The 26570-nt window shown below is 66.3% G+C and carries 26 protein-coding genes and 3 pseudogenes; 18 read left to right on the plus strand and 11 right to left on the minus strand.

Translation table 11 applies throughout. The annotated features are described in order from the left end of the window. A pseudogene (locus ACFOX0_RS34390) lies at window positions 1-165 on the plus strand (IS701 family transposase); the annotation flags it as partial. A gap of 80 nt (window positions 166-245) precedes the next feature. Here the strand turns inward: ACFOX0_RS34390 and ACFOX0_RS32025 are convergent. Next, the gene (locus tag ACFOX0_RS32025) at window positions 246-1097 is read right to left on the minus strand and encodes a DUF72 domain-containing protein (RefSeq protein WP_377553035.1); all 852 of its coding nucleotides are present in this window, start codon (window positions 1095-1097) and stop codon (window positions 246-248) included. A gap of 222 nt (window positions 1098-1319) precedes the next feature. Between ACFOX0_RS32025 and ACFOX0_RS32030 the strand changes: the two genes are divergently transcribed. Further along, on the plus strand, window positions 1320-1766 hold the full coding sequence (locus ACFOX0_RS32030) for a hypothetical protein (protein ID WP_377553037.1): 447 nt from the start codon (window positions 1320-1322) through the stop codon (window positions 1764-1766). A 312-nt stretch (window positions 1767-2078) separates the two neighbouring features. Here ACFOX0_RS32030 and ACFOX0_RS32035 read toward each other — a convergent pair whose 3' ends face one another. From ACFOX0_RS32035 to ACFOX0_RS32045, 3 genes are all read right to left on the minus strand, one after another. Beyond that, window positions 2079-3053: a bacteriocin fulvocin C-related protein gene (locus ACFOX0_RS32035; protein ID WP_377553039.1), complete on the minus strand. Its 975-nt coding sequence runs from the start codon at window positions 3051-3053 to the stop codon at window positions 2079-2081. 237 nt (window positions 3054-3290) lie between these two features. Next, a complete protein-coding gene (locus tag ACFOX0_RS32040; protein WP_377553041.1) occupies window positions 3291-3620 on the minus strand; it encodes a hypothetical protein in 330 nt (109 codons plus the stop codon). A gap of 252 nt (window positions 3621-3872) precedes the next feature. Further along, window positions 3873-4376 (minus strand): hypothetical protein, encoded by a 504-nt coding sequence (locus ACFOX0_RS32045; protein WP_377553043.1) that lies wholly within the window; start codon window positions 4374-4376, stop codon window positions 3873-3875. A 102-nt stretch (window positions 4377-4478) separates the two neighbouring features. Between ACFOX0_RS32045 and ACFOX0_RS32050 the strand changes: the two genes are divergently transcribed. Together ACFOX0_RS32050 and ACFOX0_RS32055 are read left to right on the plus strand one after the other, a co-directional pair. Continuing rightward, a complete protein-coding gene (locus ACFOX0_RS32050) occupies window positions 4479-4697 on the plus strand; it encodes a hypothetical protein (protein ID WP_377553045.1) in 219 nt (72 codons plus the stop codon). An 85-nt stretch (window positions 4698-4782) separates the two neighbouring features. After that, window positions 4783-5151, plus strand: a complete 369-nt coding sequence (locus ACFOX0_RS32055; protein WP_377553047.1) for a hypothetical protein — start codon at window positions 4783-4785, stop codon at window positions 5149-5151. 283 nt (window positions 5152-5434) lie between these two features. Here ACFOX0_RS32055 and ACFOX0_RS32060 read toward each other — a convergent pair. Beyond that, window positions 5435-5712: pseudogene (locus ACFOX0_RS32060) on the minus strand (hypothetical protein). 775 nt (window positions 5713-6487) lie between these two features. Between ACFOX0_RS32060 and ACFOX0_RS32065 the strand changes: the two are divergent. Next, entirely contained in the window at window positions 6488-7258 is a 771-nt protein-coding gene (locus tag ACFOX0_RS32065; protein WP_377553049.1) for a hypothetical protein, read from the plus strand. Window positions 7259-7393: 135 nt separating this feature from the next. Here the strand turns inward: ACFOX0_RS32065 and ACFOX0_RS32070 are convergent, their stop codons facing one another. After that, a complete protein-coding gene (locus tag ACFOX0_RS32070) occupies window positions 7394-7918 on the minus strand; it encodes a hypothetical protein (protein ID WP_377553051.1) in 525 nt (174 codons plus the stop codon). A 921-nt stretch (window positions 7919-8839) separates the two neighbouring features. Between ACFOX0_RS32070 and ACFOX0_RS32075 the strand changes: the two genes are divergently transcribed. Beyond that, entirely contained in the window at window positions 8840-9121 is a 282-nt protein-coding gene (locus ACFOX0_RS32075; RefSeq protein WP_377553053.1) for a hypothetical protein, read from the plus strand. Window positions 9122-9944: 823 nt separating this feature from the next. Beyond that, the gene (locus ACFOX0_RS32080; RefSeq protein ID WP_377553055.1) at window positions 9945-11093 is read left to right on the plus strand and encodes a Fic family protein; all 1149 of its coding nucleotides are present in this window, start codon (window positions 9945-9947) and stop codon (window positions 11091-11093) included. Between the two features lie 852 nt (window positions 11094-11945). Here the strand turns inward: ACFOX0_RS32080 and ACFOX0_RS32085 are convergent. Genes ACFOX0_RS32085 through ACFOX0_RS32095 form a run of 3 tightly spaced genes read right to left on the minus strand, consistent with a single transcriptional unit; the run spans window position 11946 to window position 14218 of the window. Beyond that, entirely contained in the window at window positions 11946-12488 is a 543-nt protein-coding gene (locus tag ACFOX0_RS32085; protein ID WP_377553057.1) for a GNAT family N-acetyltransferase, read from the minus strand. Window positions 12489-12499: 11 nt separating this feature from the next. Then, a complete protein-coding gene (locus ACFOX0_RS32090; RefSeq protein ID WP_377553059.1) occupies window positions 12500-12970 on the minus strand; it encodes an NUDIX domain-containing protein in 471 nt (156 codons plus the stop codon). Window positions 12971-12994: 24 nt separating this feature from the next. After that, on the minus strand, window positions 12995-14218 hold the full coding sequence (locus tag ACFOX0_RS32095) for a helix-turn-helix domain-containing protein (protein ID WP_377553061.1): 1224 nt from the start codon (window positions 14216-14218) through the stop codon (window positions 12995-12997). Between the two features lie 352 nt (window positions 14219-14570). On the opposite strand from ACFOX0_RS32095, the gene ACFOX0_RS32100 reads away from it, so the two are divergent. The 3 genes from ACFOX0_RS32100 to ACFOX0_RS32110 all read left to right on the plus strand — a co-directional run bounded on the left by ACFOX0_RS32100 (window position 14571) and on the right by ACFOX0_RS32110 (window position 16163). Continuing rightward, window positions 14571-14846, plus strand: coding sequence for a hypothetical protein (locus ACFOX0_RS32100; RefSeq protein WP_377553063.1), 276 nt, complete (start codon window positions 14571-14573; stop codon window positions 14844-14846). Continuing rightward, window positions 14843-15082 carry a hypothetical protein gene (locus tag ACFOX0_RS32105; protein WP_377553065.1) on the plus strand — a complete coding sequence of 80 codons (240 nt, stop codon included), beginning with the start codon at window positions 14843-14845 and terminating at the stop codon, window positions 15080-15082. Before ACFOX0_RS32100 ends, ACFOX0_RS32105 begins: the two co-directional genes overlap by 4 nt. Window positions 15083-15437: 355 nt before the next feature. Beyond that, window positions 15438-16163 (plus strand): GntR family transcriptional regulator, encoded by a 726-nt coding sequence (locus ACFOX0_RS32110; RefSeq protein WP_377553067.1) that lies wholly within the window; start codon window positions 15438-15440, stop codon window positions 16161-16163. A gap of 62 nt (window positions 16164-16225) precedes the next feature. Here ACFOX0_RS32110 and ACFOX0_RS32115 read toward each other — a convergent pair whose 3' ends face one another. After that, on the minus strand, window positions 16226-17572 hold the full coding sequence (locus ACFOX0_RS32115; protein WP_377553068.1) for an ApeA N-terminal domain 1-containing protein: 1347 nt from the start codon (window positions 17570-17572) through the stop codon (window positions 16226-16228). 467 nt (window positions 17573-18039) lie between these two features. On the opposite strand from ACFOX0_RS32115, the gene ACFOX0_RS32120 reads away from it, so the two are divergent. The 3 genes from ACFOX0_RS32120 (at window position 18040) to ACFOX0_RS32130 (ending at window position 20964) form a co-directional block, all read left to right on the plus strand. After that, complete coding sequence (locus tag ACFOX0_RS32120) at window positions 18040-18468, plus strand: hypothetical protein (protein ID WP_377553070.1); 429 nt, start codon at window positions 18040-18042, stop codon at window positions 18466-18468. Between the two features lie 412 nt (window positions 18469-18880). Then, window positions 18881-20311: an FtsK/SpoIIIE domain-containing protein gene (locus ACFOX0_RS32125; protein ID WP_377553072.1), complete on the plus strand. Its 1431-nt coding sequence runs from the start codon at window positions 18881-18883 to the stop codon at window positions 20309-20311. Then, complete coding sequence (locus ACFOX0_RS32130) at window positions 20308-20964, plus strand: DUF2637 domain-containing protein (RefSeq protein WP_377553074.1); 657 nt, start codon at window positions 20308-20310, stop codon at window positions 20962-20964. The genes ACFOX0_RS32125 and ACFOX0_RS32130 overlap by 4 nt, the downstream gene beginning before the upstream one ends. Here ACFOX0_RS32130 and ACFOX0_RS32135 read toward each other — a convergent pair. Further along, entirely contained in the window at window positions 20952-21266 is a 315-nt protein-coding gene (locus ACFOX0_RS32135; RefSeq protein WP_377553076.1) for a CPCC family cysteine-rich protein, read from the minus strand. The two genes, ACFOX0_RS32130 and ACFOX0_RS32135, sit on opposite strands and share 13 nt — an antisense overlap. 44 nt (window positions 21267-21310) lie before the next feature. Between ACFOX0_RS32135 and ACFOX0_RS32140 the strand changes: the two are divergent. The 5 genes and pseudogenes from ACFOX0_RS32140 (at window position 21311) to ACFOX0_RS32160 (ending at window position 26447) form a co-directional block, all read left to right on the plus strand. Further along, window positions 21311-23116, plus strand: a pseudogene (locus tag ACFOX0_RS32140) (replication initiator). Window positions 23117-23153: 37 nt separating this feature from the next. Further along, window positions 23154-23324 carry a helix-turn-helix transcriptional regulator gene (locus ACFOX0_RS32145; protein WP_377553078.1) on the plus strand — a complete coding sequence of 57 codons (171 nt, stop codon included), beginning with the start codon at window positions 23154-23156 and terminating at the stop codon, window positions 23322-23324. Next, a complete protein-coding gene (locus ACFOX0_RS32150; protein ID WP_377553080.1) occupies window positions 23321-24868 on the plus strand; it encodes a tyrosine-type recombinase/integrase in 1548 nt (515 codons plus the stop codon). The genes ACFOX0_RS32145 and ACFOX0_RS32150 overlap by 4 nt, the downstream gene beginning before the upstream one ends. Further along, complete coding sequence (locus ACFOX0_RS32155) at window positions 24768-25058, plus strand: colicin E3/pyocin S6 family cytotoxin (protein ID WP_377553082.1); 291 nt, start codon at window positions 24768-24770, stop codon at window positions 25056-25058. Before ACFOX0_RS32150 ends, ACFOX0_RS32155 begins: the two co-directional genes overlap by 101 nt. Window positions 25059-25427: 369 nt before the next feature. Further along, window positions 25428-26447 (plus strand): ImmA/IrrE family metallo-endopeptidase, encoded by a 1020-nt coding sequence (locus ACFOX0_RS32160; RefSeq protein ID WP_377553084.1) that lies wholly within the window; start codon window positions 25428-25430, stop codon window positions 26445-26447. Window positions 26448-26570 lie beyond the last annotated feature (123 nt).

The following is a 26570-nucleotide window of genomic DNA, read 5'->3' on the forward strand; positions in this document are numbered from 1 at the left end:
CTGATCCCGATCACCGTCAACGAACTCCGACGACTGTTCCACGCCCTGATCATCGAACCCACCCGACGCGTCGCTGACGTCATCACCTGGTCCATCTACCGACGCCAACACCAAGCCGCAGCCAAGATCAGCCACTACGCCCAACAAGCCCTCACCGAGCCCTGAAACGGATCTCCTGCTGGAGTATTAATCAGCGGGTTCGGGGTTCAAGTCCCCGGCGGCGTACTCGCGGGCCGCACGCACAGTCAGAAGAGGGTCAGCGGCTCGGCCGGGATCGGTTCGGGCAGCGGGTCGAGTTCCGGCACCCGCCGACGTACCTCGTCGTGGAAGCGGCGGGCGAGGACCGGCGCGTCGGCGTTGTCCGGGGTGTGCACGAACACGGTCGGCGAGCGCCCCTCGCGCAGCCAGCCGGCGACGACGTCCAGCCAGCGCTGCCAGCCGGCGGCGGTGCGTTCGGGGTCGTCCCGGCCGAGGTACCGGACGACGGGCCGGTCGGTCAGCGCCCGGGTACGCAGCGGCAGGCGCGGCTTCTTCGACCAGGCGTCCCGCTCGGCGTCGCTGCCGGGTGGGCTGGTGAAGAACGCGGTGGTGTCGAACGGAACCCACTCCGCGGCCACCGTGGCGAGCGCGTCCTCCAGCGTCGCCGTCGCCCGTGGGTCGGTGAAGAACGCCGGGTGGCGGACCTCCACGGCGTACCGGTGGGATTCGGGAAGGCGGCGTAGGAACCGGCCGAGGACCGGTACGTCGGTCGGGGCGAACGATCCCGGCAGTTGGATCCACAGGGCGTGGGCGCGCGGGCCGAGCGGCTCGACCGCGGCCAGGAACTCGCGCATCGGCGCGTCCACGTCGGTGAGCCGGTGCTCGTGCGTCACGGTCCTGGGCAGCTTGACCACGAACCGGAAGTCGGGTCCGGTCTGCCGCGCCCAGGACGCGACGGTGTCCCGGGTCGGGGTGGCGTAGAAGGTGGTGTTGCCCTCGACCGCGGTGCACCAGCCGGCGTAGTGCCGCAGCCGTTCGTGGGCCGGCAGCGGGTGGGCGACCAGCCGACCCCGCCACGACGGGAGGCTCCACATGGCGCATCCCACGTGCAGGCGCATGCCAGCTTCCTCCCTCCGCCGACCGGACTCCGGCCGACCCCGCGGCGCGGGCGGCCGCCGGTCGGCCCGCCGCCGAACCCGGAGATCTACCGGTACCGCATGGTAGCCATGCCCGCCGACGGCTCTTCGGCCATCGCCCCTCGACCGATCGACTGATTGAGGTCCGTCACCGCGTCAATAGCATCTGTTGCGCCAATACGAAGAACAGGAAACGGGGAACCAATGCAACAGAAGCTGCAAACTCGCGCGTTCGAACAGCTGGCGCCGACCCTGCGGGCCGGCGAACAGCCGCTCGCCGCGACCCGGGCCGTCGTCGGCAAGTTCTCGTCCAGCCGGCTCGGCACCGTCGTCCGGCAGGGAATCGTGCCGGGCGGCGCCGGAGCGCTGGGAGCGGCGCTGGCGTCGACGGCGAAGAAGCAGTTCGTCGTGCTCACCAGCCACCGACTGATCTTCCTTGACCAGACGTTCATGGGCGGTCCCGGAAAGAAGGTCCTCGGCGAGGTTCCCCGGGACCAGGTTTCGCTGGAAGAGGCGAAGCTGGGCGTGGTGAGCCTGCTCCGGATCGGCTTCGGCGACCTGGGCGACGGCGTGAGCCTCACCTTCCCCCGGATCGACAAGAAGAACGCCGAGGAACTCGCGGCGGCACTGCGCCAGGTCCCGGCCGCCTGACGGCACCGCCCCGCCGGTCCGCGCCGTGTCGTCGCCCGGGACCGATTCTCGGGACGGGTCTCCGTCGCGCACGTTGTCGACATAAAGCCGGGCCGGCGGGCGCGCGGCGTCGCGGACGAGCTGTTGCGCGAGTCGCTGCCGCGCCGGTGGCGGCACGTACAGGCCGTCAAGGCCGAGGCCGAGCGCAGAGCCGGTGTCCAGAGTGGTGCCGGACGGAACCGCCCAGGCCGAACCCGGGCGGTTCCGCGTTTCAGTGGCGCGGCCTTCAGCCCTTTCCGGTTGCAAATGCGGCGTCAGGGCGGGGGTCGGAGGTCAGCTGCAGTAGCCGTTGCACCAATAAATGCCGCCGGTGCCGCATCCGTACCAGCCCGGGCATCGCACCGTGTAGCAGCGAGAGCCGGACGACCAGACCTTGCACCAGTCGTTCGACGTACTACATTCACAATCGGGAACCATGGCCGTCGTCGATCGTGCCGGCTCGCCGGGCCCGAGGGTCGCTACCAGCGCCGCCGCTTCGGTTTCGCCGAACGCCGCCACCGCGGCTTCCGCGAGGGCCGTCAACCGCTGATCGACACCGGCCTGCCGGAGGTCCTGGAAGACGGCCTCGTCAGAGAACGTGTCGACGGCCTGGTTGAGAACTCGATGTTGCTCAGGAGAAAGGTCTGGATGCCCGGCCCGATACCGACCCAGGTGCTCCAGCCAGAATCTGCTGCGCGCGGATGGGGACAGCTTGGAGAAAATCGCCCGCCGGTATTCCATCGGATAGCGGGTGATCTCACTGTAGTGCTCCGGTAGGCGGTCGAGGTTGGCCTGAACCCAGGCCCGGGCCCGGCTTGTCTCGGACTGAGCGAAGGCCGGCGTTCTTCCGGTGACCGTCAGTCCTGCCGCCACGGCAATACCCGCACCGAGTTGCAGGAACCGCTTACGCCCCATCACCAGACTGGATCGCGAGGCCGGCTGCGCATCCGCCTGTTGTTGCCGGTGCGGCAGCTCACCGAGGGCGCTCAGCACGCGCATCGTCGCGCCGGGACCGAGCATCGCCGCGAGGCGGACACCCATCGTCGCACCGGTCCAGGTCTTCACCTTCGGTCCCCGAACCCGGATCAGGGTCGGAACCCAGGGAGCCTCCACCCCCATCCGCTCCTCGCGCCACCGGAGCACATCCGGGTGCGTCAGCGGCAAGACCTCCAGCTTTCGGTCACTGGCCCGCTCAACCGTGTGCGAGATGGTCGCGCATGCCGCGCACGAGCCGTCGAAGGCCAGTACCCAGCGACTACTGTCAGACATACAACCTCCCAATATTTCACGATTTTCTGACCATTGAGCATGGCCGATCGATCACGCGGGTCGGTCGGGTCGTTCCTCGGGCGAGGCGACGGAGGGCTTCGAGGTGCAAGCTGCAGCGTGGGCATCGCCAGAACCATGCAGACCTCCTGCCGGCACCAGTTTCGGGATTGTCGCGCGAGCCCCTGGAATCAATGATCGTCAATCATCACGACATTCGTCTTGGCACTGGCTGCAGAGTTATTGATCGTTAGTGCAACCTGTCCAGGTTCGCCAGACGTACCTGATCTTGGGATCGCCGCCGACAATCACCCGGTCGAGGAGCGCTTCGAGCGCCGCCCGGCGGAACTCGGGCTGGACGTCGCGGAGGGTGGCCTTCTGCTCGGCGGCCCTCCAGGCCATCCCCTCGATGCCGGCGGCGTGGATGGTGCCGGTCCAGCAGTCCCGGGCCGGGCAGCGGTAGACGCGGTTCATGATGTCTCGGATGGGAAGACTGCACGTCATTCCGAGGTCGTGCTCGGCGCACCGGATGAGGTTGCGCAGCAGGTAGGGATCCGTGGGCACGGCCATGCGGCGAGACACCACAGGCACCGGCGGCGAGGGTTCGCGACGATGTTCTTGCTGGGCAGATATGCCGCTGCTGGGGGCGAGGAAGCCCGCGGGCGACTCAGGCGACCCGGGCTGCCGACTCCGCGAAGCGGGGATCGGGCACGCGACGGGCGCGGAAGGGGCACCTCGGGCACCCCTCAAGATCATTGCACACACTATGCACGACGGGCGACGACGCTGACGGCTGCCGCGTGATGCGTGAACGTCTCGACGTCACTGCCTTTCGGCAGTGGAACTGGGAGTACCCACCCAACCGCTGAGCGACAGGTGCTGCCGGAGCCTTTCCGGGATCGATCCCGGTTGGCATACCCACTCGTCGGCCAGGATCGCGACGAGCAGCTCGGACCGCTCGAAGCGGAGCACGATCCCGCCGACAGCCGGAACCATGCTGTATCCCTGGACGAGGCCGACGTCAACGAGGCATTGCCCGACCACCTCGCCGAGCGGATCGGTGGGCTGGACCGGTCCGACCACGGTCCGTCCCTCCTCCTGCATGTCGTACGACGGGTAGGGCTCTTCCTCCGTGAGCTTCAGCAGATCACCACAGCCGTGGGCCATGATCGCCGGCATTTCCTCGAAGTGCAGCCAGAAATGGATCAGACCTGAATTTCCCGTCTCTGGTCTGTCGTCGTACCAATACCGTGCCTCGGTCACCGCAAGCAAGCGTCGACCCAATAGCGGACGAAGTAGAACGGCAACGGTCACGAGATCCGACACAGCCGCACCATAGCAGCGCCAGAACGCCAGTTTGGAAGATCGTTCCGGGTGATCCCGCTCTGTCCGAAGTGCCTGGTCAGTGCCGTGTGCTCGTGCCCGATCATGACCGCCTGGAGCCGCTGCCGTCGCCGGTTACTGGCACGCATCTGGCACGGCGGCGTGATGGGCGCGGCCGTCCGGCGTAGTACGGCTTGCCGCCCCGGCCTTCGGACCGGGGGCGGCATGCCGTCGCGCCGGCTGATCCGCGGCCTGGTCCTCGTCATCCGATGGCAAGCCGCGCAGCGGCGCGGCAGCGATCGCCCCGACCTCGACGACAACTGACCAGTCCCGCGATCGTCATGGCATCAGACTCGTCCTCGATGCGGAGCTGTCCCCATCATCGACGCTCAGTTGTACGGTCCTCGACATGGATCGCGACCGCCTCGTGTCCCTGCTGTCCGGCCCGCAGGACGCACACGCTTCCTGTAGGGCGGCGCTTCGAGATGGCGCGGCGTTCGTGGTCCACGACCATCCGCTGCCAGCAGCCAACTTCCTGCGCACTTACCGCCGGCGGCGGAGACACGCCCGTGCGGCCGGGATCCCCACCCTAGGCTTCGACCTGGCCGTTGAGGCGTTGGCAGCTGCGGGTGATCTGCCGTTGCGTCTCGGGTCCGTGACCGCAGTCGACCCGCCCTACCATTTTCAACTCGTCCTCACAGAGGACGCGTCAGCCGTCGTCGCCTGCCTCGGGATCGACCAGCAGCACCGGGAGTTCAGCGGCGGCTCCCGGCGGTAGTTTTCAAGGCCGGCGGGGCAACGTGGTGGTGTCGTCGACGTACTCCCGGATCTGGGAGGAGGCGCGGACGTTGAGCCTTCCGCCGGACCGGGTGGCCTCGCCGCTGGCGGGGCGGCCGTACGACCTGCGGCATGCTGGGGTGTCGCTGTGGCTCAACGCCCGGGGTGCCGGCGCCGGAGGTCGCCGACCGGGCCGGGCACTCGGTCGACGTGCTGCTCAAGGTGTACGCGAAATGCCTCGACGGGGGACCGCCGGCGGATGAACGAGCGCATCGAAGCGGCGCTCAGCCGGTGACGCCGCACCGTTCCCGGACTCGGCGAGCCAACCGAGCACCTGCGCATCGTCATGCAGGTACGGTTCGCCTGGCCCGTGGCGCAGGTCAATGCCGGCGAGCTTTCCGAGTGCCCACCACACGGCTTCGTCGATGTCGACGTACTCAAGGTCGCGCATGGTGTCGGTGGCCCAGCGGTCAACCTCGTCGCGCGATTGGCTGCCGTCGAGGATCGCCGCGAAGCGGGCCTCCACCTCGACGGGGCTGGGCGGCGCCGGCTGTGCGATCATCACGGCCGCGATCCTGCCAGACAAGGCGCACCCGCTGACGCTCTGCGGAGGGCGGCTGAGCTGGGCGAATGGCCGCCTTCAAGCCGTCAAGATCATTGCACGTATCTTGCACGGAGGGCTGCAAACGGCCGCTCAGGGTGGCATCCGGCTGCACATGGTTGATCATCGACGCCCGACGGCATCCGCAGCTCAGAAAGTGTTCTTGCTGATCTTCGAGGTGCCCCCGGCAGGATTCGAACCTGCGACACACGGTTTAGGAATGGAGTACGGCCCGAGCTGGGAGCAAGCCACTGACCTGCAACTGCGTGTCGCACGCTGGGCCACTCGGCCAAGATCAGTCCGTGAATAGTCCGCAGCCGCGCGAGTGAGGGCCTTGCAGCTCAACGGGGCCCGCGGTGCTCTTCAAGCCGCGCAGCGGCGCGGCAGCGATCGTCCCGACCTGGACGTTGGCCGACTACCTGCGCGAACTTCACGGCCTTCTTGCCTGGAGGAGTGTGTAGGCGACGCGCGGTTTAGGAAGGCGACTGAGGCGGGGCGACTCTCGTGGCGCCCACCTGGGCATCAAGGGAACCCGCCGGCGTCTCAGATCAAGATCATTGCACGCATTCTGCATGATGCGCTGCGGGTGCCCGAGGACGGCCGAAGGCCGCCCGCAGGGCAGGCCGCAAGCGCGACGGCCACCCCTGCCTTGCGCGCCCGCTAGACCGAGCACGCAACGGGCACACGGCCAGTCGGGCGTCTGACCACCCTTGCGATCTCGATCTAACCTGATCGCGTGACCGAGCGACCTCCGACTGATGGCTTGACAAACTCTCCCGAGGATCGGTTCGAGCCAGAGCCTCTGGGCCGCTGGGAGCGGCTGGGAGCGTCGGCGCTCGGGCTTGTCGGCGCTGCCGGTGGAGGATGGGCCGTCTTTGCTACCGACAACCAGGCCGGATCCGCAGTCTTGGTTGTCATCGGCGCAGCCTTCCTGCTGATGGGGGTGCAAGGCACGCCGCTGATTCGAGTCGGAAGCGCGGAGAGCGGTGTAGAGCTTGAGCGTCGCCGTCGGCGGGTCGAGAAGGCAATCGAGCAGGCCCGGCAAGAGGAGAGCCCGGAGGTGGCGGCCGGGATCGTGGAAGCGGCGTCGATCATCGAGCCTCAGATCTTCCGATCCGCCGCCCACTACCGGAGCGAGCTGTACGCCTCCAAGGTCGGCGTGGCACTCCAGACATCCGGCGCTGCGATTGAGCGGTACTTGTTCGACCAAGGGCCTGACTTCGTGGCTACGACGGGCATGGGTACGGCCAATGTCGAAGTCAAGTACCGCGAACGGGGCCCACTGAGGATGCGAGACATTCAGCAGCTGGAGAAGTACAGTCGCGGCGCTCACGGTCTCCTGATCGTCACCAACGCTCCGCTTTCGCCAGAGGTAGAGAGCTACAACGCTGACGAGGACAATAGGCACATCGAAGCGGTCAGCTGGAACGGCGAGCGAGACAACGGAATCGTCATGCGAGCGCTCATGCGGGTGGCTGCTGCTGGCGGATCGCGCTCTGCGAATTAGAAGAAGATCGAAGATGGCTCGTCAGGCGGCTGTTCCCCTGGTCAGCTCGTCCCTGACTGTCGGGTGACGTCGGTTTCAGCGGGCGGCCTTGGCTGTACAAGTGGCTGTACAGCCAAGGCCCTCGCCGGTGCCTCGCTACAAACCTTCGAGGTCTCTTGCGATTTCGGCAGCTCGGGTTCCTACGGCCTGTCGTTCCGACACGATCGTCTCCGCCAACGCCTGCTGCCTTGCGTTGTGCACCTCGGCGGCCTCATTGAACCTCTTCACCCAGCTGGCGAGGGTCTGACGCTGGGCTAGAACCCACTCCCGAACAGCTTCCGTGCTCACGTCTTTCGGAAACTTCTTGCTCGCGTAGAACTCGTTCGCGTTGGCGTAGATATGGTGCTGCGACCCCGGCTCCATATTGAAATCCTGGAACTGGTCGATGCCCGCGGATCCAGGCCACTTCACCGACACGTCGATGCCATCGGGCTTCTCCAGTACGGTGGGAGAAGGTGCCGGCTCTCGGAGTTCCACCAACTGGAGCGACGCATCGCTTACGAAGCGAGCCACCGTGGTGCGATCCCCAAGTTGGTCGAACTTGCAGCTCGCAAGCCTGCGCTGGAGGTCGCGCTGCTTGCTGGCGAGGTACTCGTCAAATGACGGACTAAAAGTTCCCATGGGTGCTCCCTTCCATGCGGAGGGTACATGCGGCTGCAGCGGTAGCGCTCTTGGCGGATCTCCTCGTCGGGCAGTCGTAGACCGTCCAGCCTCCCCGGACGGGGACAAGGTGGAGCGCCCTACCGGACGAACGACCTTGGCCCCGTCCGGGGAGGCTGGTAGCCCTTGTGGTGCCCGGCGAGGTGATCCGCCCTCCCGGCTGATCTCCGAGGAGGGCCGGGGTTCGGGGCGGAGCCCCGAGGTCTTCAATACTTGGCAACCCCAAAGCGTGGCCGGCCGGCCCGACCGATGCCGGCCGGAGGTCGTCAGCAGGCCGGGGCCGGTCCGGCGCGGCCCGCTTGCGGGCCGCCTTGATCCTAAAGAGAGTGTTTCGGCAGCCAATCGCGCCGGCGCCTTGTCCCGCCACGGAGATGCTTGGCGCTCGCGTCCCACCACTAACCTGGCATGATCCCTCGGTCCTGTATCCAAGGATTCCCGGCGAGGCGGTCGCTGACGGTCCGGTGAGCACGTCACCGGCCCTGCTTGGGTGCTGGCGGGCCGTCCAGGTGTCCTCGGTTGCTGTACTTCCGCGCTGTACTGCCCGACGCGACGTCTCGCTTACAAGTTCTGGGCGTTTCGTCCGGCAGCGTCTGGTCATGTCCGCCACCTCGGCCGACCGTCCCTCCTCGGCTGCTGACGTACGCTCTCGTCGGGCGCGGTTGCTGTCACCGTTGCTGTCTATAGCCGGCCCACCTCGCTGGCTCGCCGTGCACCGTCTTGAAAAGGCGGCCCGATACATGGGGCGCTCGCCGATCGGTGTCGACGAGTGGCGTTGGCGTTAGGTCCGTTGCTGTCCTCTGCCAGCGGTCTGCGGTTGGTGTGGCGGGTCTCGCTGACTTCTTGCTGGCGAGGAGGCCAGGGGACGGCGCATACGATGGATGCGTGATCTGGATTGACGGCCACGAGTACGGCACCGCCGCCGAGATTGCCGCCGCCCTCGGTCTCGACATCACCGCCGCGCGGGTGCGCGACTGGGCGCGACGAGCTGCCAACCCAGCCGACCCGCTTTACGGCCTTCTGCCCCGTCATCACGTACCCGGCCGAGGTCGGGGCAGCACCTGGTACCGGTACGACCAGGCTGCCTATGTGGAGCTCGTGACCCGTAGCACCAAGGGCGGGCCAGCGCGCATCGGTAGGTGGAAGCCACCAAGCGGGCCGAGTTGACAGGCGTGCAGCCACATGCGACAGTCATCGCACATTCAGCTTTAGGTGGAGTGTGCCCGCAGCCCGGATACGCACAAGTGTCCGGGCTGTGGTCGTGCCCGGGGCCAGGTATAGCCAGCCACGATCACGCGGCATGAACATCTGACGAAGCGCTTGCTGGCGAAGCCGTTCCAGCCTGTTGTGCTGGGCCGGGTGACTACGCCCTTCGTCGTTAGAAGACCAACGGCGCGTAGCTCGTTGACTAGGACGTGAAGCTCCAGCAGGCCTGATCCATTTCACGACCCCGAGTAGACCCTCGGGGTTTTTTCATGCCTACTAAACGATCTTGACGGAGGATCCGTGCCTACTCCTGGACGTACGCGGCGCACGAATGCATCGCCAGCGCAGCGGCTCGCTCGGATCACTCCGGGCGCGGGTCTGCTGGGCGGAGGTATCGCCGCCTGGCTGGGCTCGGAAAGCGGGAATCCCGTCCTGGGCCTGATCGTGGCGGCTCTCGTGGCGCTGCCTGCGTTGCTCATCTCCCTCCTCGTGGCAGTCGTCGTACTCCGCCGTGACGAATCCGTCCAGAACCGCATTAAGCTGATCAAAGCCCTCGCAGAGTTCCTCAAGTCGCGTTGACGGTTGGCGTAGCCGTCGGGCACCCAGACCGCGCGTCAGACGTTGAGCGGCCAAGGGGCAGAGGCAGCAGCCGGTTCCCCTGTAACGACGAGCCTCGCCACAGCACGGTCCGCGACAGAACCTCCAACCGGAGAGCCTCCAAGAGTAGGCAGGTCATCGTTGCAGCCTCCAAGAGAGAGGTCGGTTCTGTTGTAGGCTTCGCCCCATGGATCCGGAGAAGTTCACCTCGCAGGAGTTCGGTGAGGTAACGAAGCAACCAGGGGAGGATTGGGCGTTCTGGTACTTCAGGCCGCACGCCGTCCCCAGGGAAATCACGCTCAGCATGGACACCATTCTGCTACTTTCCGGCGCTGATGCGGCTCTTGGCCGACTCTCCGGCGTTGGCCGGCTTTTGCCTGATCCTGGCGTCCTAGTTCGTCCTTACCTAACCCGAGAAGCCCTCGCAAGCTCTCGAATCGAAGGCACTCAAGCATCACTCTCAGATGTCTTGCAGGCAGAAATCGGAGAAGAAGCGACTGAGAGCGAAGACGTTCAAGAGGTACTAAACTACCAACACGCACTCAGCAGAGGAATTGGACTGTTGGAGCAGCTGCCAATTAGTCTACGCCTACTCAAAGAAGTGCACAGAACTCTGCTAACCGGGGTGCGGGGCCAAGAAAAGTTGCCGGGAGAGTTTCGAAGCTCGCCGGTCTGGATCGGCAGCAGTAATGCCTCGCCCTCCACCGCCACCTTCGTGCCTCCAATACCCGGCGACATGGAAGACGCACTAGCCGACTGGGAACGGTTTGTTAATGAACCCTCTCGACTGCCGCTGCTGATTCGCTGTGCGCTCATGCACTATCAGTTCGAAACAATTCACCCATTCCTCGACGGTAACGGCCGGATCGGCCGCCTCCTGATTATCCTAATGCTGCTTGAACAGCAAGCACTCTCGGTGCCACTCCTTTACCTCAGCGCGTATATGGAAGATAATCGCAAGGAGTACTATGATCGCCTTCAGGCCGTCCGGGAGCGGGGCGAGATTCAGGAGTGGCTCCAGTATTTCTTGCGAGCAGTCAATACACAGGCAGACGAAGCCTCCAGCCGGATCGGCCAACTAGTCGACCTAAGGGAGAAGTACCGCTTGGAGTTGAAGGGCGGCAAGAGTCGGGCCGGCGAAGTAATGGAGCTCTTTTTCTCTAATCCATTTATCACCGTCAAGCGAGTTGAGAAGCAGTTGTCGGTCACCAATCAGGGCGCCCGGAATTTGATTGAGGCTCTGGAGCAGCGCAACTGGCTAAGGAAGATCGGACCCTTTGGACGAGGTGGTCGAATCTTCTGGCTCTGCGATGATGTATACCGAATCATCAACTAAGGGTTCATCGGTGCGACGAAGTCCGCTTCCGGGCGTGTCACTCCCGTCCTGTCTGCTCGGAGTCGCGTCACCCCTAACTTCCAACCCGACCCACCACATCGTTGGAACTTCAAGTCCTCAACGCAACCGCCGTTGGAGCGTCACCCCTAACTTCCAACCCGACGCACCACATCGTTGGAACTTCAAGTCCTCAACGCAACCGCCGTTGGAGCGTCACCCCTAACTTCCAACCCGACCCACCACATCGTTGGAACTTCAAGTCCTCAACGCAACCGCCGTTGGAGCGTCACCCCTAACTTCCAACCCGACCCACCACATCGTTGGAACTTCAACAGTGTCTGACAAGGCATCCCGTCTGCCGTCGACCCGCCCTACTGGGGAGCGGGCCGCCGCCCGGCCCGCCATGTCAAGGACGGCACTGTCGTCCTCGGCGGCCCTGTGGGCTTCCGCTTTCCGCGCCAGCCGCGGGCGTTCGGCGTGGCCGGAGCGGAGCGCCAGCGGAGTGCAGGTCACGCGCCCAGGCGGCGGCGGCGCGTGCGGCCCGCTTGTCGGGCCGCCTTGAAGACGTCAGAAACCTTGAACGGGGAGTAGCTCTCGCATCCGTTTGACGGCTGCAAACACCGCCTACGTGGGGCCGGGCCGCGGCACAAGCGCGTCCGCCGGGCTGCCGGTCCATGCTGCCGAGGTGCGCCACTCGTCGACGCGAAGCAGGATCTCTGCGACGGCGCTCGGATCTGGTCTGCGCGGTCGTCCAGGATCGGGTCGTTAGTGCCCGGCGGTGTGGGGCGTCGCGAATGGGGCGATGCTACAGAGGTGATCTTGGCTCCACGTTCCGGCGCCAGTCGACAGTTGTCAGCTGGCGTCCGACCATTCCTGGGCGAGGATGGAGTAGAGGACGGAGTCTCGCCAAGCGCCGTTGGTGTGGACGTGGTCGCGGAGCCGACCTTCGTACTGCATACCGAGCCGCTTTGCAACGGTGATGGATCCGGCGTTCTCGGGACCGATGGCAGCGGTGATGCGGTGGAGACCCAGATCTTTGAAGCCGTAGGTGATGAGGGCCTGGGCAGCGTCGGTGGCGTAGCCGTTGCCCCAGTGGTCGGCGTGTATGGCATAGCCGAGTTTGGCGGCCTTGACGCCGGTGAGGCCGAGCCGAGCGAACCCGATCATCCGGTCGGCTTTGTCGGTGACGGCGAGGTAGTACTCATTCCGCGGTTCGTTCTGGGCGCGGCTGATGGCGCTTTCGATCATCGTGACGACGGCGGCGTGGTCGCGGCTGTCGTGGGAGAGCCATTGGGTGACCCGGTCGTCGCCGACGATCGTGAGAGCGTCGGCGGCGTCCGTGGTGCGGAAGTCACGCAGGTCGACCAGGTCGCCGGTGATGCTGATCGGGAACATCCCTGCTGTCGCTAGGCCGGTGCGCTGCCGTGTTCCGCGTACGTCGCCCGTTGCTGCTGACGGGCGTCGATGGCGGCACGGATGCGCCGGGCAAGCCGGCTTGGCACGTGCGGCTCGGCCTCGTCGACAGTAAGGAAGCGTCCTTCGGCTATTTCGCCATCTCGGAAGGCAATGCACTGCTGTTGCTCGTCGGTGAGGGTGCCGGCGTCGAAGATGAAGAGAAGTTTGTCGCCTTCGTTGTCGGCGGGTGCCCAGTCGACGACGAGCATGGGGCCGACGTTGACGGTGAGGCCGAGTTCTTCCTGGATTTCGCGGATGCAGGCGGCGCGGGGTGATTCGCCGGGTTCGACGTAGCCGCCGGGGATGTCCCAGTGGTCCTTGTACGTCGGGCGCAGCAGGAGCACGCGGTCCTGGGTGTCGAAGAAGAGGGCGCCGGCGGCGACGCGTGGGGTTGCCATGGGTGGCATCTCGTTGGCCGTCACGAGGGCAGCCTAGACGGGGGTGGGTTAGTCGAGCACGTTGAGGCGGCGGGCGAGGCCGACGAGTTGCGGGGAGGGTTTGCCGCGTTGGCGGCGGATCCAGGTGAGGGTGAGTTGTCGGCTGAGGAAGTGGTGGCGTACCTGTTCGGGTGCCATCTGTTCGGCGTCGAGGAGGGCGGCTTGAGCGTCGTCGACGCGGTTGTGGGAGCTGTAGGCGCGGGCGACTTCGAGGGCGTGGCGGACGCGGCGTTCCATGGGTAGGGCGGTGGTGTCGACGCGGGGGCCGAGGTCGATGGCGACTTGGAGGTCTCCGAGTTCGGCGGCGGTGGCGACGCGGTGGATGGCGACGTTGGTGGGTCCGAACGCGGTCCACAGGTGGTTACCGTCGCCGCCGAGTCGGGCGGCGGTGTGGTCGGCGGTGGTGAGGAAGGTTCGGGTGGTGGGGGCGTCGTTGGCGCGGGCTGCGGCCATGGCGCCGGCGAGGAACAGGGTGCCGTAGACCGACAGCAGCGCCGGCGTGGGCTGCTTAGTGAGGTGGGTTTCGAGGTAGCCAGCGGCGTCTTCGGTGAGGCGGACGGCTTCGGTGTAGCGGCCGGTGGAGTGCAGGGCATGGCCGACGGACCGGAACAGGGAGCCGGTGACGACCGGGTCGCCGGTCGGTCGTACGGCGGCGAGGCCGCGGTCGGCCGCGATCCAGGCGAGGTCGGTTTCCCCGAGTTTGGTGAGTTGGGTGGCGGCCAGTTGGTAGGTGAGGCCGAGCAGGCGGCGGGCTTGGTCCTGGTCGTCGCCGTCGTGGCCGTCGGCGGCGTCCTGGGCGCGGCGCAGCAGCTCGGGGAGCCGGCCGGTGACGTACCCGAACCGGGAGTCCTGGTAGGCGCCCCACAGGTTCCCGACGTCCTGCCGCAACGCCGCCAACGCGGGCAAGTCTGTGGGCGGGTTGGTGAATGCGGTGATGGCCCGGTAGTTCATCAGGGCGGCGCGTAGCGCGGGGACGGTTTCGGTGCCGCTGTCGGCGCTCCAGTCGGTCAGCGACGGTTCGGCGAGCAGGTCGCCAAGGGAGACGTCCAGGACGTTGGCCAGTGAGGTGATGACGGACAGCCGGTCCAGCTCGATCCGGTTGTTCTCGATCTTCCCGAGCCAGTCGGCGGTGCGGCCGATGAGTCCGGCGAGGACTTCCTGAGACAGGCCGCGCCGGCGGCGGTACCAGGCGACCCGTTCGCCGATCGTGAGCGTGTTTCCCATTCCGCGCATGGGTGTTATTGCCTCCCCTCGGGCCGCAGGGACCCCGGAATGATTTTCCGGGTTGTCGGCCGGGTTGTGCCACAACCTGTGTCCATGAGCGAGCCGACCGTATCGACTACCTGCCGATCCTGCGCGGGCATGGGCTGGAAGTACAGCACACAGCGATCCGCGCTGCGCACCGTCGCCGACGGCGGCGGCCGGGCTCGGCGGCTGGCGCGTCGGTCGTGCCTGGACTGTGCCGGCGTCGGCCGGACGGCTTGCTCGTGAGCTGGCACCGGGGCGGGTGCCGGCGTACGGCCGTCGGCAAGCGGCCACCCGAATGCCCGCCCGCCTCGGTGCCCACCAACCCGGGAGCCCGGTCGTGACCCCGCAGCCCGGTGACGTCCTGGTCATCGACGGGCAGGCGTCGGTGCAGTTCGCTGGCGACCGTCGGCTCCTGCTGCGGGTGACGGTGGTCGACCAGAGGCCGACCTATCACGGCTGGATCTGGCTCACTGGCTATGTCTTGGACGGCACCGGGCAGGCGATCGACAAACGCGAGGTGTTCGTCCAAGTCGCCGGGCTCCGCTACGCCAGCCGCCCCCGGCCGGCGCGGCCGGCGGCCCCAGCGCGGGCGGCGGGGAGGCGGCGTGTTTGACGTTCGCGTACGTCTCGGTGACGTCGTCCACCTGGCCGCGTCCGACCGGTTACCGGCCCTCGGACGGCCCGGTCGCGGTGTGGGTGACTGGGGTCCGGATGGTGACCAACCGGCCCGAGTACGACCGTTGGTTGTGGCTGGAAGGGCTCAAGATGCTGCCCGACGGCCGGCACGGTGACCAGACACAGATCCTCGTGCGCGCCGACCGGCTTGCCGGCGACGGGCCGGAACGGTGAGCGTCTACCTCACCGCGCCCGTCCGTGCCCAGCTCGCCGCCGCGCAGCGCTTGCTTGACCGGCACACCCCGTCGAGCGCCGACGGATGCTGCGCCGCCTGTGGCGTTGATGGCCCGTGTCCGCAGCGGCGGGCCGCGCTACGGGTGTTCGGACGGTACGGCTGCCTTCCTCGCCGTTGGTTGGGCGCTACCCGGCCTGACCTTGTCCAGCCGCCGGCCGGCTGGTCCGGTTGGCTCGCCGGTGCTGTCGGTGACGCGATGCCGACAGGTCTGACCTGGGGTTGTCTCGTCAAGCTAGCAGGCTCTAAGCTCCTGTATTGACATGCTGTGACCCTTGAATGGTGGGGTGGCCCGCGATGGCGTACGAGATCCCGACGCCGAAGTATCTGCGCGTGTTGAACACGCTGCGCAAGCGCATCGAGGACGGCGACTACCCGCCCGGCGCCGGTCTACCGTCGGAAAGCCAGCTCTGCACCGAGTTCGGGGTTTCCCGCCCGACCGTGCTCAAGGCCCTGGGCATCCTCAAGCAGGACGGCTGGATCGAATCCCAGCAAGGCCGCGGCAGCTTCGTCCGTGGCCGACCTCCGTCCGGCCGCACCTCACCTCAGTACGCGCAAGATGCGATCGAGCTGGATGAGACCGCCGACACCGAGATGCTGCACGTCGGCCCTGTCCTCGCCTCACCTCGCGTCGCTGCTGAGCTGAGAATTCCGGAGGGGACCCCGGTCTATGAACGGCGCCGGCGGACGGTCGGACCGGCCGGACCGGTCGACCTCATCGCCACCTTCGTGCCCGTGGACATCGCCGTCGGCACCGACATCACTAAACCCGACCCGATCCCCGGCGGCCTGCTCGACCACATCACCCGGCACAAGAACCTGCGACCCGACTACGTAACCGAGCGGATGACCGCCCGCCGCGTTGACCAGGCCGAAGCCAAAGCCCTCGACGTCCCCGACGACGAACCAGCCATGAGCATTGTCATAACAGTCCACCAAGCATCTAGAGACCCAATACTTACCTCGATCCTGGTCATGCCTGGTAGCCGCCATGAAGTTGAAGACATGTATCCACTTCCGTAGCCGCGATCACAAGACAGACTGCTTGCGTCGGCGGTGATGCGACTGGCTCGCAATGGTCTGCGTTATCCGAATATAGATTGATTTTTTCGCTTCAAGTACTGTAGTTTTTGGTGCGAAAGGATTTTGTCGAACATGGCATCTTCGATACCTGCCTCGCGAAGAAGGCAGAAGACAAGCAGCCAGAAAGCGCTATCAGAGATGTAGAGCTGATCCTCGACCGCTTGGCGCATTCGCCTGCCATAATGGTGCGCTATCTCGTTTCGATGATTCTTCAGCTCCGTTGCCCATTTCCCCGGATCGCAAACCAGTTCGGCGAACTGTGCTCCCGCGATAGAAATGCACTCGCTAATTCTCTCAACGAACGTCCGACCCCGAGATTGCCCCGTCTTGATTCTGTCGAATCCTTCCAGCGCGGCGGCGCGATTTAGGAACCTATCCGACACGTACATCTTTTCGGCATACTTGGTGGCCATCGCCCGCCCAAGTGCGGAACGAAACTTTTCGGTCACCTGCATCCAGGATGCAAGTCCAGCCACGCCGCCGATATCGTCCAATGTGAAAAAGAGACTGTGCCGGTCGAGCGGTTTGGCATCGTCCTTCCGCAAGGCGGTCCAGGCTGACCATACGGTGAATGATTCATTCCTGCGACGGCCACCACGGTCTTCAACAAGATCGGGGTGCATGACGCGAATCGTCCCGTATTGTGCACTGCGATCAGTTGCGATAGATACGAGGTCTTGCAGGTCGCTTGCTTTATCGAGAAGGTCCTCGATTGGAATTACCCGCTCGTAGTGAATAGCCAGAGAAAAGTTTTCTGTTAGAGCAGCAGATGATCCAGGACTGCTGGTGGAAAGGCCATGTGATAGCCATAGTTCACCCCCATCTGGAAGCGCTACCGTGCGCTGCGGAAGGCGTGACGCATGTAGCTCAACCTGGGGCGCGTCCACGACTGCTCCATCATTGAATACCTGCACAATTCCACTTTGAGGAACCCACTCAGTCAATCCGTCAAGTGCGAAGTTAAGTTGATTTCCACCGACTGGCTCCCCTTCGGAAAACCACACTCCCTCATAAACGTGATTGACGTAAATTGCCTCTTCATACGACGGCCCAAATACTCCCCCGCGAGATCTCAACTGGAAGCAGCCCTCTAGGGTATAGGCGCGTCCGTTGCACTCACCATGAAGACGACCATAGTTGCCCGACCGGGCAATCAGATCCTCCGAGATTGAAATTCTGGTGCTGCCATCAGCCATGCGCTCGGGCACTGCCAAGTCTTCAGGTCGACGGAGGCCACCAATCAACGTAAGTCTACCGCCACTGGTCAGATCAAATTTAAGGATGCCGGGAACCCTTCGCCCCGGCTCGCCCAGCATCCACCAATGTCCGGCTGTTTCGAGGGTCTCCATCCATTCCTCCACGCGTGGGCAGCCAAATAGGATCCCATATGGCTTCTGCTCGCGCAAGGCCCACCAAGAGGTCGTCAACGGACTCGCTTCGCCAACTCGGACACGCTGCCAGGAAAGGGCTTTGGCGGGTCGGTGACAGTCGACTGGCAAACCCACGCGACTTCGGCACGGTGTGTAGCCAGACCGATCCTGAGAGTTCGAGTTTGTGACAGAGCACAGCGCCCGCGCAAGCTGTTGCTAGCTGGGTCGACAAGCCGTGCACAGCCCGGAGCGCCACCACGAAGGCTCACATCGGCTCTCTTGACCACGCTACGGTCCAAGAACTCGGGCGTCGCCTGATGCCGTCGGTCCAACGTGCCATCCGCTCCACATCAACCTTGCTCATGCTTACAAGTTGCCGTATCTTGTCAGATCAACCGGTTGTATTTTTGACGACTGTGAGGCTGGGAGGCTGTGTAGTGGTTCCGATGACGTTGAAGGTGCCGGTCCCGTTCGAGTACGTGTTTCCCTCCGGGGCGTTGTGCCTGGGTGTGGCGCCTCAGGTGGACTTTGACCGGCGGAATGAGCCGGACAACCAGGCGCGGGACAAGGAGACCGGCGAGCGGGTCTGGGTAGTGCGCGTCCTGGACCTGGACCCGGAGGCCGGGAAGTTCGGTCGGTCCACTGAGGTGAAGGTCAAGGTGATCGCGCCGCAGCAGCCGGTACCGCCTGCCTCGACGGTGCCGGGTTACCCGCCGGCAGTGGAGTTCGAGGGCCTGACCCTGACGCCGTACGTCGACTCGCAGCGGTGCAAGCCGGGCCGGTCGTCGGGTGATTGCCGGTCGCGGATGGCGTACTCGCTGCGCGCGTCGTCCCTCGTTCCGGCCGGCTCGGTCGTATCGCCGGCGGCTGCCTGACCTTTTGAGCGCGCGGGGCGGGTCGTTTCCCCGCCAAGAGTCCCGACCCGTCCCGCGCGTCGACCCCTCAATCCCTCACATGTGAAGGAGGGCCTGGTGCCCACCGTAGTTCAGGCTGCCCTGATCCAGCCGCACCCCTCGTCTGGCCGGCTGCTGCTGTCGGGGCGGTGGTCGTGATGCCGCGTACTCGTATGGCGTGGCTGCGTCACGCGTTCCGGGAGGTGGAGGCGCGGCTTTGCCGGCTGCTCGGATTGCCGCCGGTGGCGGTGTCGGTGGCGGCGATCCGCTGCCCGCACTGCGCCGAGTGGGTTACGCCGCGTCGGTTCGATCTCGCGCACATGGCGTGCCGGTCGTGTCTGGCGACGTTGTTCCGCCCGCGTCGAGTGTCGGCGTCGTTTGGTGGTGGCCGGTCGTGCCGCTGATCAACGTGATCCCTGGGGACAAGATCCCTACCGCGCCGTTCAATGTCCGGCTACCCGTGTGCCGGGTACCCGGCTGGCTCCTCGCCCTCTGGTGGTTGCTGCGCGGCCTGACCCGGTTGACCGTCCTGGCGGTCCGGTACTGGTGGCTGACCGCGCCGACCGTCGCGGCCGCGTGGATACGGGTCCGCTACGGCTGGCCGACCCTCGGCGCCGTCGTCCTGGTCCTCACGGCCGTCGGCGTCGCCTGGTGGCGGCTGCACCCGTCGTCCTGGTGGCGGTTCGGCTGCTACCCGCTGGTCGGCCGGTGGCGGCGGTTGTGGGTGTACCGGCGGCGGTGGTCGTCGGTGATGGCCACCTGCGGGCTGGCGATGGCGTTCGCCGGGGAGCGGTACGTGCCGCAGCTTCTGGCCGTGCGGTGTGACCGGTTCGGGGACCGGGTGACGGTGCGGATGCTGCCCGGCCAGATCCCGGACGACTGGGGGCAGGCCGCGGAACGCCTCGCCTACGCCTTCCGCCTGCGCGACGGCCGGGCCGCGTCGGCCGGGCGACCGGATCGGGTGGTGCTGCACTTCAACCGCCGCGACCCCCTCGCCGCCACCGTCGCACCCCTGCCAGTGCCGGAGGTGCCCGACCTAACCGGCCTGGCGCTCGGCGTCCAAGAGGACGGCCAGCTCTACCAGCTACGCCTCGCCGGGTCGCATGTGCTCATCGCCGGGGCGACGAACTCGGGCAAGGGCTCTGTCATCTGGTCCCTACTGCGGTCCCTGGCGGGTGGGATCCGGTCGGGGTTGGTGGAGGTGTGGGCGTTCGACCCCAAGGGCGGCATGGAACTCGCGGCGGGGGTGCCGTTGTTCGCCCGGTTCGCCTACGACGACCCGGACAGCATGGCCGGCGTCCTGGAGGAAGCCGTCAAACGCATGCGCCAACGCGCGGCTCGGCTGCGGGGCGTGACCCGGCAGCACGTGCCGACGGCGGATGAGCCGTTGCTGGTCCTGGTCGTCGACGAGCTGGCCGCACTGACCGCGTACATCACCGACCGGAAGGTCCGCGACCGCATCCGCGAATCCCTCGGCCTGCTCCTCAGTCAGGGGCGGGCGGTCGGGGTGCACGTCATTGCGGCGTTGCAGGACCCGCGTAAGGACGTCCTGCCGTTCCGCGATTTGTTCCCGACCCGGATCGGGTTGCGGATGACCGAACCGGAGCAGGCGGACATGGTCCTCGGCGACGGTGCCCGCGACCGGGGCGCCGTCTGCGACCGGATCCCCGAAACGGCGCCCGGTGTCGGCTACGTCGTCCTCGACGGGCGGCGGGAGCCGGTACGGGTGCGGTTCTCCTACCTCACCGACGACGACATCCGCCACCTCGGCCGCGAACACCGCCGCCTCACCCCCGACACCGACGAGAGCGAGGTGACCCGATGAGCAAGCAGGCAACCTCGGCCGGGGAGCGGGTGGAGGGCGTGGTCCTGGTCGTCATCGTCATCACCGTCGGCAGCCTCGCCGGGGCCGCGTCGTTCACGCACGTGCATGACTGGACGATGGCGAACTCGCCAGGGCACACCGGGGACTGGTTCGGCTGGGCCAACGCCGCCATCTCCGAACTCATCCCCATCGCCGCCCTCCTGATCATCCGCCGCCGGCGGCGGACGGGCGGGTCGATCGGCTACCCGATGTTCCTGCTCATCGCCGCCGTGATCCTGTCTCTGTCGGCACAGTTGGCGGTCGCCAAGCCGGGTGTGTCCGGGTGGCTGCTGTCGGCCGTCCCCGCGCTGGCGTTCCTCGGCCTGTCCAAGCTCGTCTTCTCGACGTCGGCGAAGCCTGAACCGGCCGGCGAGTCGGTGTCGGAGACGGATGACGTGCCGGCCAGGCAGACGACGACTGTCTCCGATGGCGAGTCGGTCGAGCAGCCGGCGCGGCCTGTCCGCGGCCTCGTCCCTGTTGTCGGACAACACGACCTGGCGGCGCCGGTCGACCAGGTGCGGCCGGTCGTCGAGCAGCGACGGCCGCGGTTGGTTCCTGTTCCGGCGGCGGCGTTCTCCGCTCGTCGTGTTGCTGCTTCCAGTCAGGAGGGCTGATCGTGTTCGTGCAACGGATGCTCCTCCGGCCGTGGTGGCCGGACATGCCTCAGATCATGGGGATCGCTGGCGCCGTGGCGGGCGAAGTTCTGACGAGCGTCGAGCAGGCTCAAACCCCGGTTCGGTCCGCCGCGCACCCGAGCCGCGTCGTGGTCGTCCTGCCCGTCGTCCTCCCAGAAGCAGACAGGGCAGATGCCGTAGCCGCCTCGCTCGTCCAGCGTCAGATACCCACAACACGGACACGGGTACGGCCCACCCTCGGGACCTCGGAACACGTTTACGAACGGCCCGTCATCGGTCACGCCACGCAGTCTGGCACGCCGGTGACCGGAACGGAGGCCCTCCGATGACCAGCCCGCAACTCGAACTCATCACCGCCAGCCCCGCTCCGACTCCGACCCCGCGCCCGCCGGTGCGGCCGGGGTCGCGGGCGGACCGGATGCGCAAGCCCCTGGCCAAGGACGCGCTCAAGCAGCTCGCCGAACAACACGGCGTCTGCACCCGGCCGCTCGTGCTGCGCCGCACCGACACCCACACCGGCCAAACCGAGGTCGTGGAGGTTCCCTGCGGCGCGACCCTGGCGGCGAAGTGCAAGCCCTGTGCCGAACGTGGCCGGCGGCTGCGGATCCAGCAGATCCGGGAAGGCTGGCACCTCGCCGACGAACCGGCCGAACCCGCCGACCGACCCGACCGGGAAGTTCTCGACCTGGTCCAGCAGCGGGCACACCTGGAATTCGACCGGTAAGCCCTCCACTACCAGCCCATGACCCCCGACGAGCGGGCCGCCCGGATCGCGGAGTTGGACGAGCAGATCGCGGCCCTGGACGAAGAACTCGGCGAAACGAGTCTGCGTGGTCACCTGACGCCGCGCGAGCGGGACGAGCGGCCACGACGGAAGCGGTCGACTCGCCGGCGGCAGGACTCGCCGGACCTGCCTCGGCTGCCGGTCGACCCGCGCACGGTCGGCCGCGCCTACGCCGGGAAGGCCGGCAAGACCTACCGGCCCTCCATGCTCGTCACGCTCACCCTGGGCTCGCACGGGCCGGTGCACTCGCACCTGCGGCGGGGCGCCTACGTCGCGCCGTGCGAGTGCGGCCAGCGACACGGCCCGCACGACGACGTCCTTGGCACACCCGTCGACCCGACCACCTACAACTACCGACGGGCCGCCCTGGACTCGATCCACTTCGCCCGGGTCATGGATCGCTGGTGGCAGAACGTCCGCCGCGCCGCCGGCTGGAACGTCCAATACGCCGGCGCCGTCGAACTCCAACGCCGCCTCGCCCCGCACGCCCACTTCGCCATCCGCGGCACCATGCCCCGCCGGCTGCTCAAGCAGATCGCCGCCGCGACCTACCACCAGGTGTGGTGGCCGTCCTTCGACGAACCGGTTTACTCGCCGGACAAGCCGCCGGTCTGGGACGTCGACCAACAGGCATACGTCGACCCGCGCACCAAGCAGCCGCTGACGCCGTGGGCGGTCGCCCTGGACGAGCTGGAGCAGCCCGACAGCCGACCCGCCTACGTGGCGCGGCTCGGCCGGATCGACGCCCGGGGCATCGAGCAGGGCACCCGCGACGCGGAACGGTCGATTCGGTACGTGACGAAGTACGTCACCAAAGACCTGACCGACCAGGCCAAACCCCGCACCGACCCGCAGAAGGCGCACTTCGACCGGCTCCACGCTGAACTGTCGGTGCTGCCCTGCTCGCCGACCTGCGCGAACTGGCTGCTCTACGGCGTCCAGCCCGACGGCGCCAAGCCGGGCCTGACGCCGGGCCGCTGCACGGGAAAGGTCCACCAGCGGGCGACGCTCGGCTTCACCGGCCGGCGGGTACTGGTGTCCCGGCAGTGGTCCGGCAAGACCCTCGCCGACCACCGCGCCGACAACCGGGCCTGGGTCCGTGCCGTCCTCGCCGGCGGCATGGCCGACACCGACGAGCACGACCAGGCCGACACCGACCCGGACGGCAAATCGCGCTACCGGTTCGAACTCGCCCGACCCGAAGACCCCGACGTCCTACCCCTGGAACACCGCGTCCTACGCGCCGTCTCGGCCCGCATCCGCTGGCGGGCAGACCTCGACGCCGCCCGTCGACGAGCCGCCGGCGGTGTTTCGGCAACCGCTACTCCCCTCTCCTCGGCCGCCTGACTCATCGGAGGAACCACCCCTTATGGAAAGCGAGCTGTTGACTGTTCCTCAGGTACTCGCCGCGCTGAACGGCGTTTCGCGGCGGACCTTCTACCGCTGGCGTGAGTTGGGTATCGCGCCGGAGTGCATCAAGCTGCCCAACGGTGAGCTGCGCATCGAGCGGCGTGACCTGCGGGCGTGGCTGGAGCAGCACCGGGAGGCGGCGTGAAGTCGCGGGCGGTGCGGGTCTGGGACACCCGGGTCAACAAGGGCGCCGGCAAGAAGAAGACGTACACGGTGCGGTGGATCGTGGCGGGTCGGGAGAAGTCGCGGAACTTCGCCACCCGGGCGCTGGCGGACAACCACCGGTCGGACCTGATGCAGGCGATCAACCGGGGCGAGGCGTTCGACACGGTCAGTGGGCTGCCTGACTCGATGGTGGAGGCGAAGGGCGCGGCGTCGTGGCTGGAGTTCGTTCAGTCGTACCTGGATATGAAGTGGCCGGGCGCGGCGGCCAAGTCACGGGAGAGCATGGTCGACGCGTTGGCGACGGTGACCCCGGCGTTGGTGCGTGACCAGGCGGGCCGGCCGGCGCGGGACGAGCTGCGACGGGTGCTGTTGGATCACGTGCTTCCGCCGGCGGTTCGGCGGTCGGAGGTGCCGGCGGAGCTGGCGCCGGCGTTGCGCTGGCTGCGGCGGAATTCGTTACCCCTCAACGAGGTCGGGGAGATGGCGGTGGTCCGGGCCGCGTTGGACGTCCTGGCGGTGCGGCTCGACGGGCGGCCGGCGGCGCCGACGACCGTGCGGCGTAAGCGGTCGGTGTTCTACAACGTGTTGCAGTACGCGGTGGAGTTGGAGGCGTTGGAGTTCAACCCGGTCGACAAGATCCGGGTACGGGCGCAGCGGGCGAAGGTCGCCGAGTCGGTCGATCGGCGGGTGGTGGTCAACGGGCGCCAGGCGCGGGAGCTGCTGACCGCCGTGTCGTACGTCGGTGAGCGGGGTGCGGTCGGCCGCGGTGAGCGCCTGGTCGCCTTCTTCGGCTGCCTCTACTTCGCGGCGCTGCGACCCAGTGAGGCATTGGCGCTGCGGGAGCAGGACTGCCACCTTCCGGCAATGGGCTGGGGCCGGCTGACGCTGGTCGACAACCGGCCGCAGTCGGGCAAGCGGTGGACCGACAGCGGCGAGGTGCACGACCGGCGTGGGTTGAAGCACCGGGCGGCGGCCGAGTCGCGGGGCGTGCCGATCCCGCCGGAGCTGGTCGGGATGCTGCGGGCGCACGTCGACCGGTTCGGGGTCGCCGAGGATGGGCGGCTGTTCCGCAGCGAGCGGGGCAACGTCGTCGCCGGGTCGACGTACTCCCGGGTGTGGAAGGCGGCGCGGCGGCTGGCGCTCACTCCCCCGCAGGTCGCGTCGCCGCTGGCCGGACGGCCGTACGACCTGCGGCACGCGGCGGTGTCGCTCTGGCTGAACTCCGGCGTTCCGGCAACCGAGGTCGCCGCGCGGGCCGGCCACTCCGTCGATGTCCTGCTCAAGGTGTACGCCAAGTGCCTCGACGGCCAGGAGGCGACCGTCAACCAGCGGATCGAGCAAGCGCTCCTTGGCCCCCAGAAGCGGCTCGTAAGCGACAGAAGAGGAGGATTGCGCCGCGCGTCAACGAAGGCTCCAAGCGGATATGATCCTTCCCTACTCAGCGCGCCTCTACCGCCGTGGTTCGATCGGAGCCATACTGACCTTGTCTTACACACCCCTTCCCAGGCCCAGCTATTTAGATGATCTAGAACATCTGGGGGCACGCAACGGAACCCGCCGCTGGCGGGACCCCAACGGTCGCATCTACACCTACGACGGCCAGCATTGCGAGTTGGAGGTATTTAACTCCCGAGGTCACCATATCGGGGTCGCCGACGTGTATACTGGTGAATTTACGAAGCCTGCGGTTAGAGGAAGGAAGATCGATGTTTAAGCTTGTTCCGCAGCAGCAAGTCGACGATCGACCGACCTTCATCGACGATGTGCTGTCAGGCCGTACGACCCTTGACGCCATCGATGACTACATTGCGCGCTGGCATGAGGCGCCTGACCGCTCCTACGCGGCCGCCATGGAACTTCACGAGTTCTTGGGAATGACGTGGGACGAATATCGGCTCTGGGGCGAGAGGCCCGAGTCTCTTCGCTTTACAGTTGCGGCTCGACGAGCGCAACGTCCTGTCGCAGAGATACTTCGCACCAACTTAACGGGCGCAGCTGCACGGTCAAACGACACGACAGATGCTGAGCGTGTACTCGCTTGGCTGAAGTCGCGCGGCCGAATCAGGAACCGCTCCGCCGAATAATGGGCGATAGCGAACTTGGCCTATGGTGCACCCGAGGGCCCGAAGAGCCAGCGAAGATCCTTGCCTCAGCAATCGTTGCCAAATACGACCTAGCCCCTCCCATTAATGTTCAGCGGCTAGTACAAGAATGCGCAGAGCTTTCCTTTGAAGACTGGCCTTATGCGGGATGCGATGCACTAGTACATGGGCTACACGAGCCTCGACCGCAGGTTTTTGTCCGCACAGGACTTCATCCCAGGCGCCAGCGTTTAACCCTAGCGCACGAATATGGCCATATCAAAATGGGATGGCATTACGGAACGGTCGGCTGCCAGCCCGTTGCAAACGAGATCGACGGCGAACCACCAGAGCTGAGCACAACTGTCGGATACGATGCTGTAGGCCAAGAGCGCGAGGCCACACGCTTCGCGGGCTATTTGATTCTCCCCGAGACCTTCCTGCGACCATTAATCCGTAGCACCAATATGGATGCGATATTAGACGGCCTGAACAGCGCAGGGGTATCCGCCGACGCCGCCTTTATGAGGCTACGCAACTTGCTTCAACCCGGCTTTCTTTTCAAGTTCAAAGTTGGGGACGAACGGCGAACCTATGCTTCCCCCGGCACTGTCACCCCTGCTGGTTGTGGGCAGCTTGGCGAGCGCGCATTGAGAGACTCCTCAGCCGAGTGGGGAGTGGCCAATGTCAGCGACAGGAGAGTTGAGTGGTTCCGTCTCACGGATTTCGAACCATTCGTACCCGTGCCCGGATCGCCGTCGGCCACAGTCCTGCTTCGCTCGGCGATCGCATCATGCGAACTAGACGCAGCGCGCAGGCAAAGGATGTTACTCAGCATTAATGGCGTGGTCGGAGGCAGTCTTTCCGTCGAGCGGGCACACACCCCTCAGCAAGCGCTGGCACTCCTACGCCACAAGTTCGACAGCAAGTCTGAATATGAAGAAGTCGCCGCCCACCCCAGCTTCGATCTCTACCTACGTCGCAAGGTTGAAGAGTGGGCTCACAAACGCGGACTCCTCTAACCTCGATCGTTCATGGCTGGCGTCGGATGTATCGGCCTCGGGCGATTGATCGGTGTTCTCCGATGAATGCGGTCTTGGGGCATGGTGGTGGGCCGTCTGTCGCGGCGGTGGGCGTGGTCTCCT

The sequence above is a fragment of the Micromonospora zhanjiangensis genome (assembly GCF_042650605.1).
Classification (GTDB): Bacteria; Actinomycetota; Actinomycetes; order Mycobacteriales; family Micromonosporaceae; genus Micromonospora_J; species Micromonospora_J zhanjiangensis.

Bases quoted from the DNA above. Each gene is read 5' to 3' on its own strand.
- ACFOX0_RS32040 (WP_377553041.1), bottom strand. From the start codon at position 3,620: ATGGCCGTGCCCACGGATCCCTACCTGCTGCGCAACCTCATCCGGTGC.
- ACFOX0_RS32085 (WP_377553057.1), bottom strand. From the start codon at position 12,488: ATGTTCCCGATCAGCATCACCGGCGACCTGGTCGACCTGCGTGACTTC.
- ACFOX0_RS32050 (WP_377553045.1), top strand. From the start codon at position 4,479: ATGACCGCCTGGAGCCGCTGCCGTCGCCGGTTACTGGCACGCATCTGG.
- ACFOX0_RS32035 (WP_377553039.1), bottom strand. From the start codon at position 3,053: ATGTCTGACAGTAGTCGCTGGGTACTGGCCTTCGACGGCTCGTGCGCG.
- ACFOX0_RS32055 (WP_377553047.1), top strand. From the start codon at position 4,783: ATGGATCGCGACCGCCTCGTGTCCCTGCTGTCCGGCCCGCAGGACGCA.
- ACFOX0_RS32155 (WP_377553082.1), top strand. From the start codon at position 24,768: ATGATCCTTCCCTACTCAGCGCGCCTCTACCGCCGTGGTTCGATCGGA.
- ACFOX0_RS32070 (WP_377553051.1), bottom strand. From the start codon at position 7,918: ATGGGAACTTTTAGTCCGTCATTTGACGAGTACCTCGCCAGCAAGCAG.
- ACFOX0_RS32025 (WP_377553035.1), bottom strand. From the start codon at position 1,097: ATGCGCCTGCACGTGGGATGCGCCATGTGGAGCCTCCCGTCGTGGCGG.
- ACFOX0_RS32120 (WP_377553070.1), top strand. From the start codon at position 18,040: ATGACGTTGAAGGTGCCGGTCCCGTTCGAGTACGTGTTTCCCTCCGGG.
- ACFOX0_RS32095 (WP_377553061.1), bottom strand. From the start codon at position 14,218: ATGCGCGGAATGGGAAACACGCTCACGATCGGCGAACGGGTCGCCTGG.
- ACFOX0_RS32110 (WP_377553067.1), top strand. From the start codon at position 15,438: ATGGCGTACGAGATCCCGACGCCGAAGTATCTGCGCGTGTTGAACACG.
- ACFOX0_RS32130 (WP_377553074.1), top strand. From the start codon at position 20,308: ATGAGCAAGCAGGCAACCTCGGCCGGGGAGCGGGTGGAGGGCGTGGTC.
- ACFOX0_RS32030 (WP_377553037.1), top strand. From the start codon at position 1,320: ATGCAACAGAAGCTGCAAACTCGCGCGTTCGAACAGCTGGCGCCGACC.
- ACFOX0_RS32160 (WP_377553084.1), top strand. From the start codon at position 25,428: ATGGGCGATAGCGAACTTGGCCTATGGTGCACCCGAGGGCCCGAAGAG.
- ACFOX0_RS32080 (WP_377553055.1), top strand. From the start codon at position 9,945: ATGGATCCGGAGAAGTTCACCTCGCAGGAGTTCGGTGAGGTAACGAAG.
- ACFOX0_RS32115 (WP_377553068.1), bottom strand. From the start codon at position 17,572: ATGGAGACCCTCGAAACAGCCGGACATTGGTGGATGCTGGGCGAGCCG.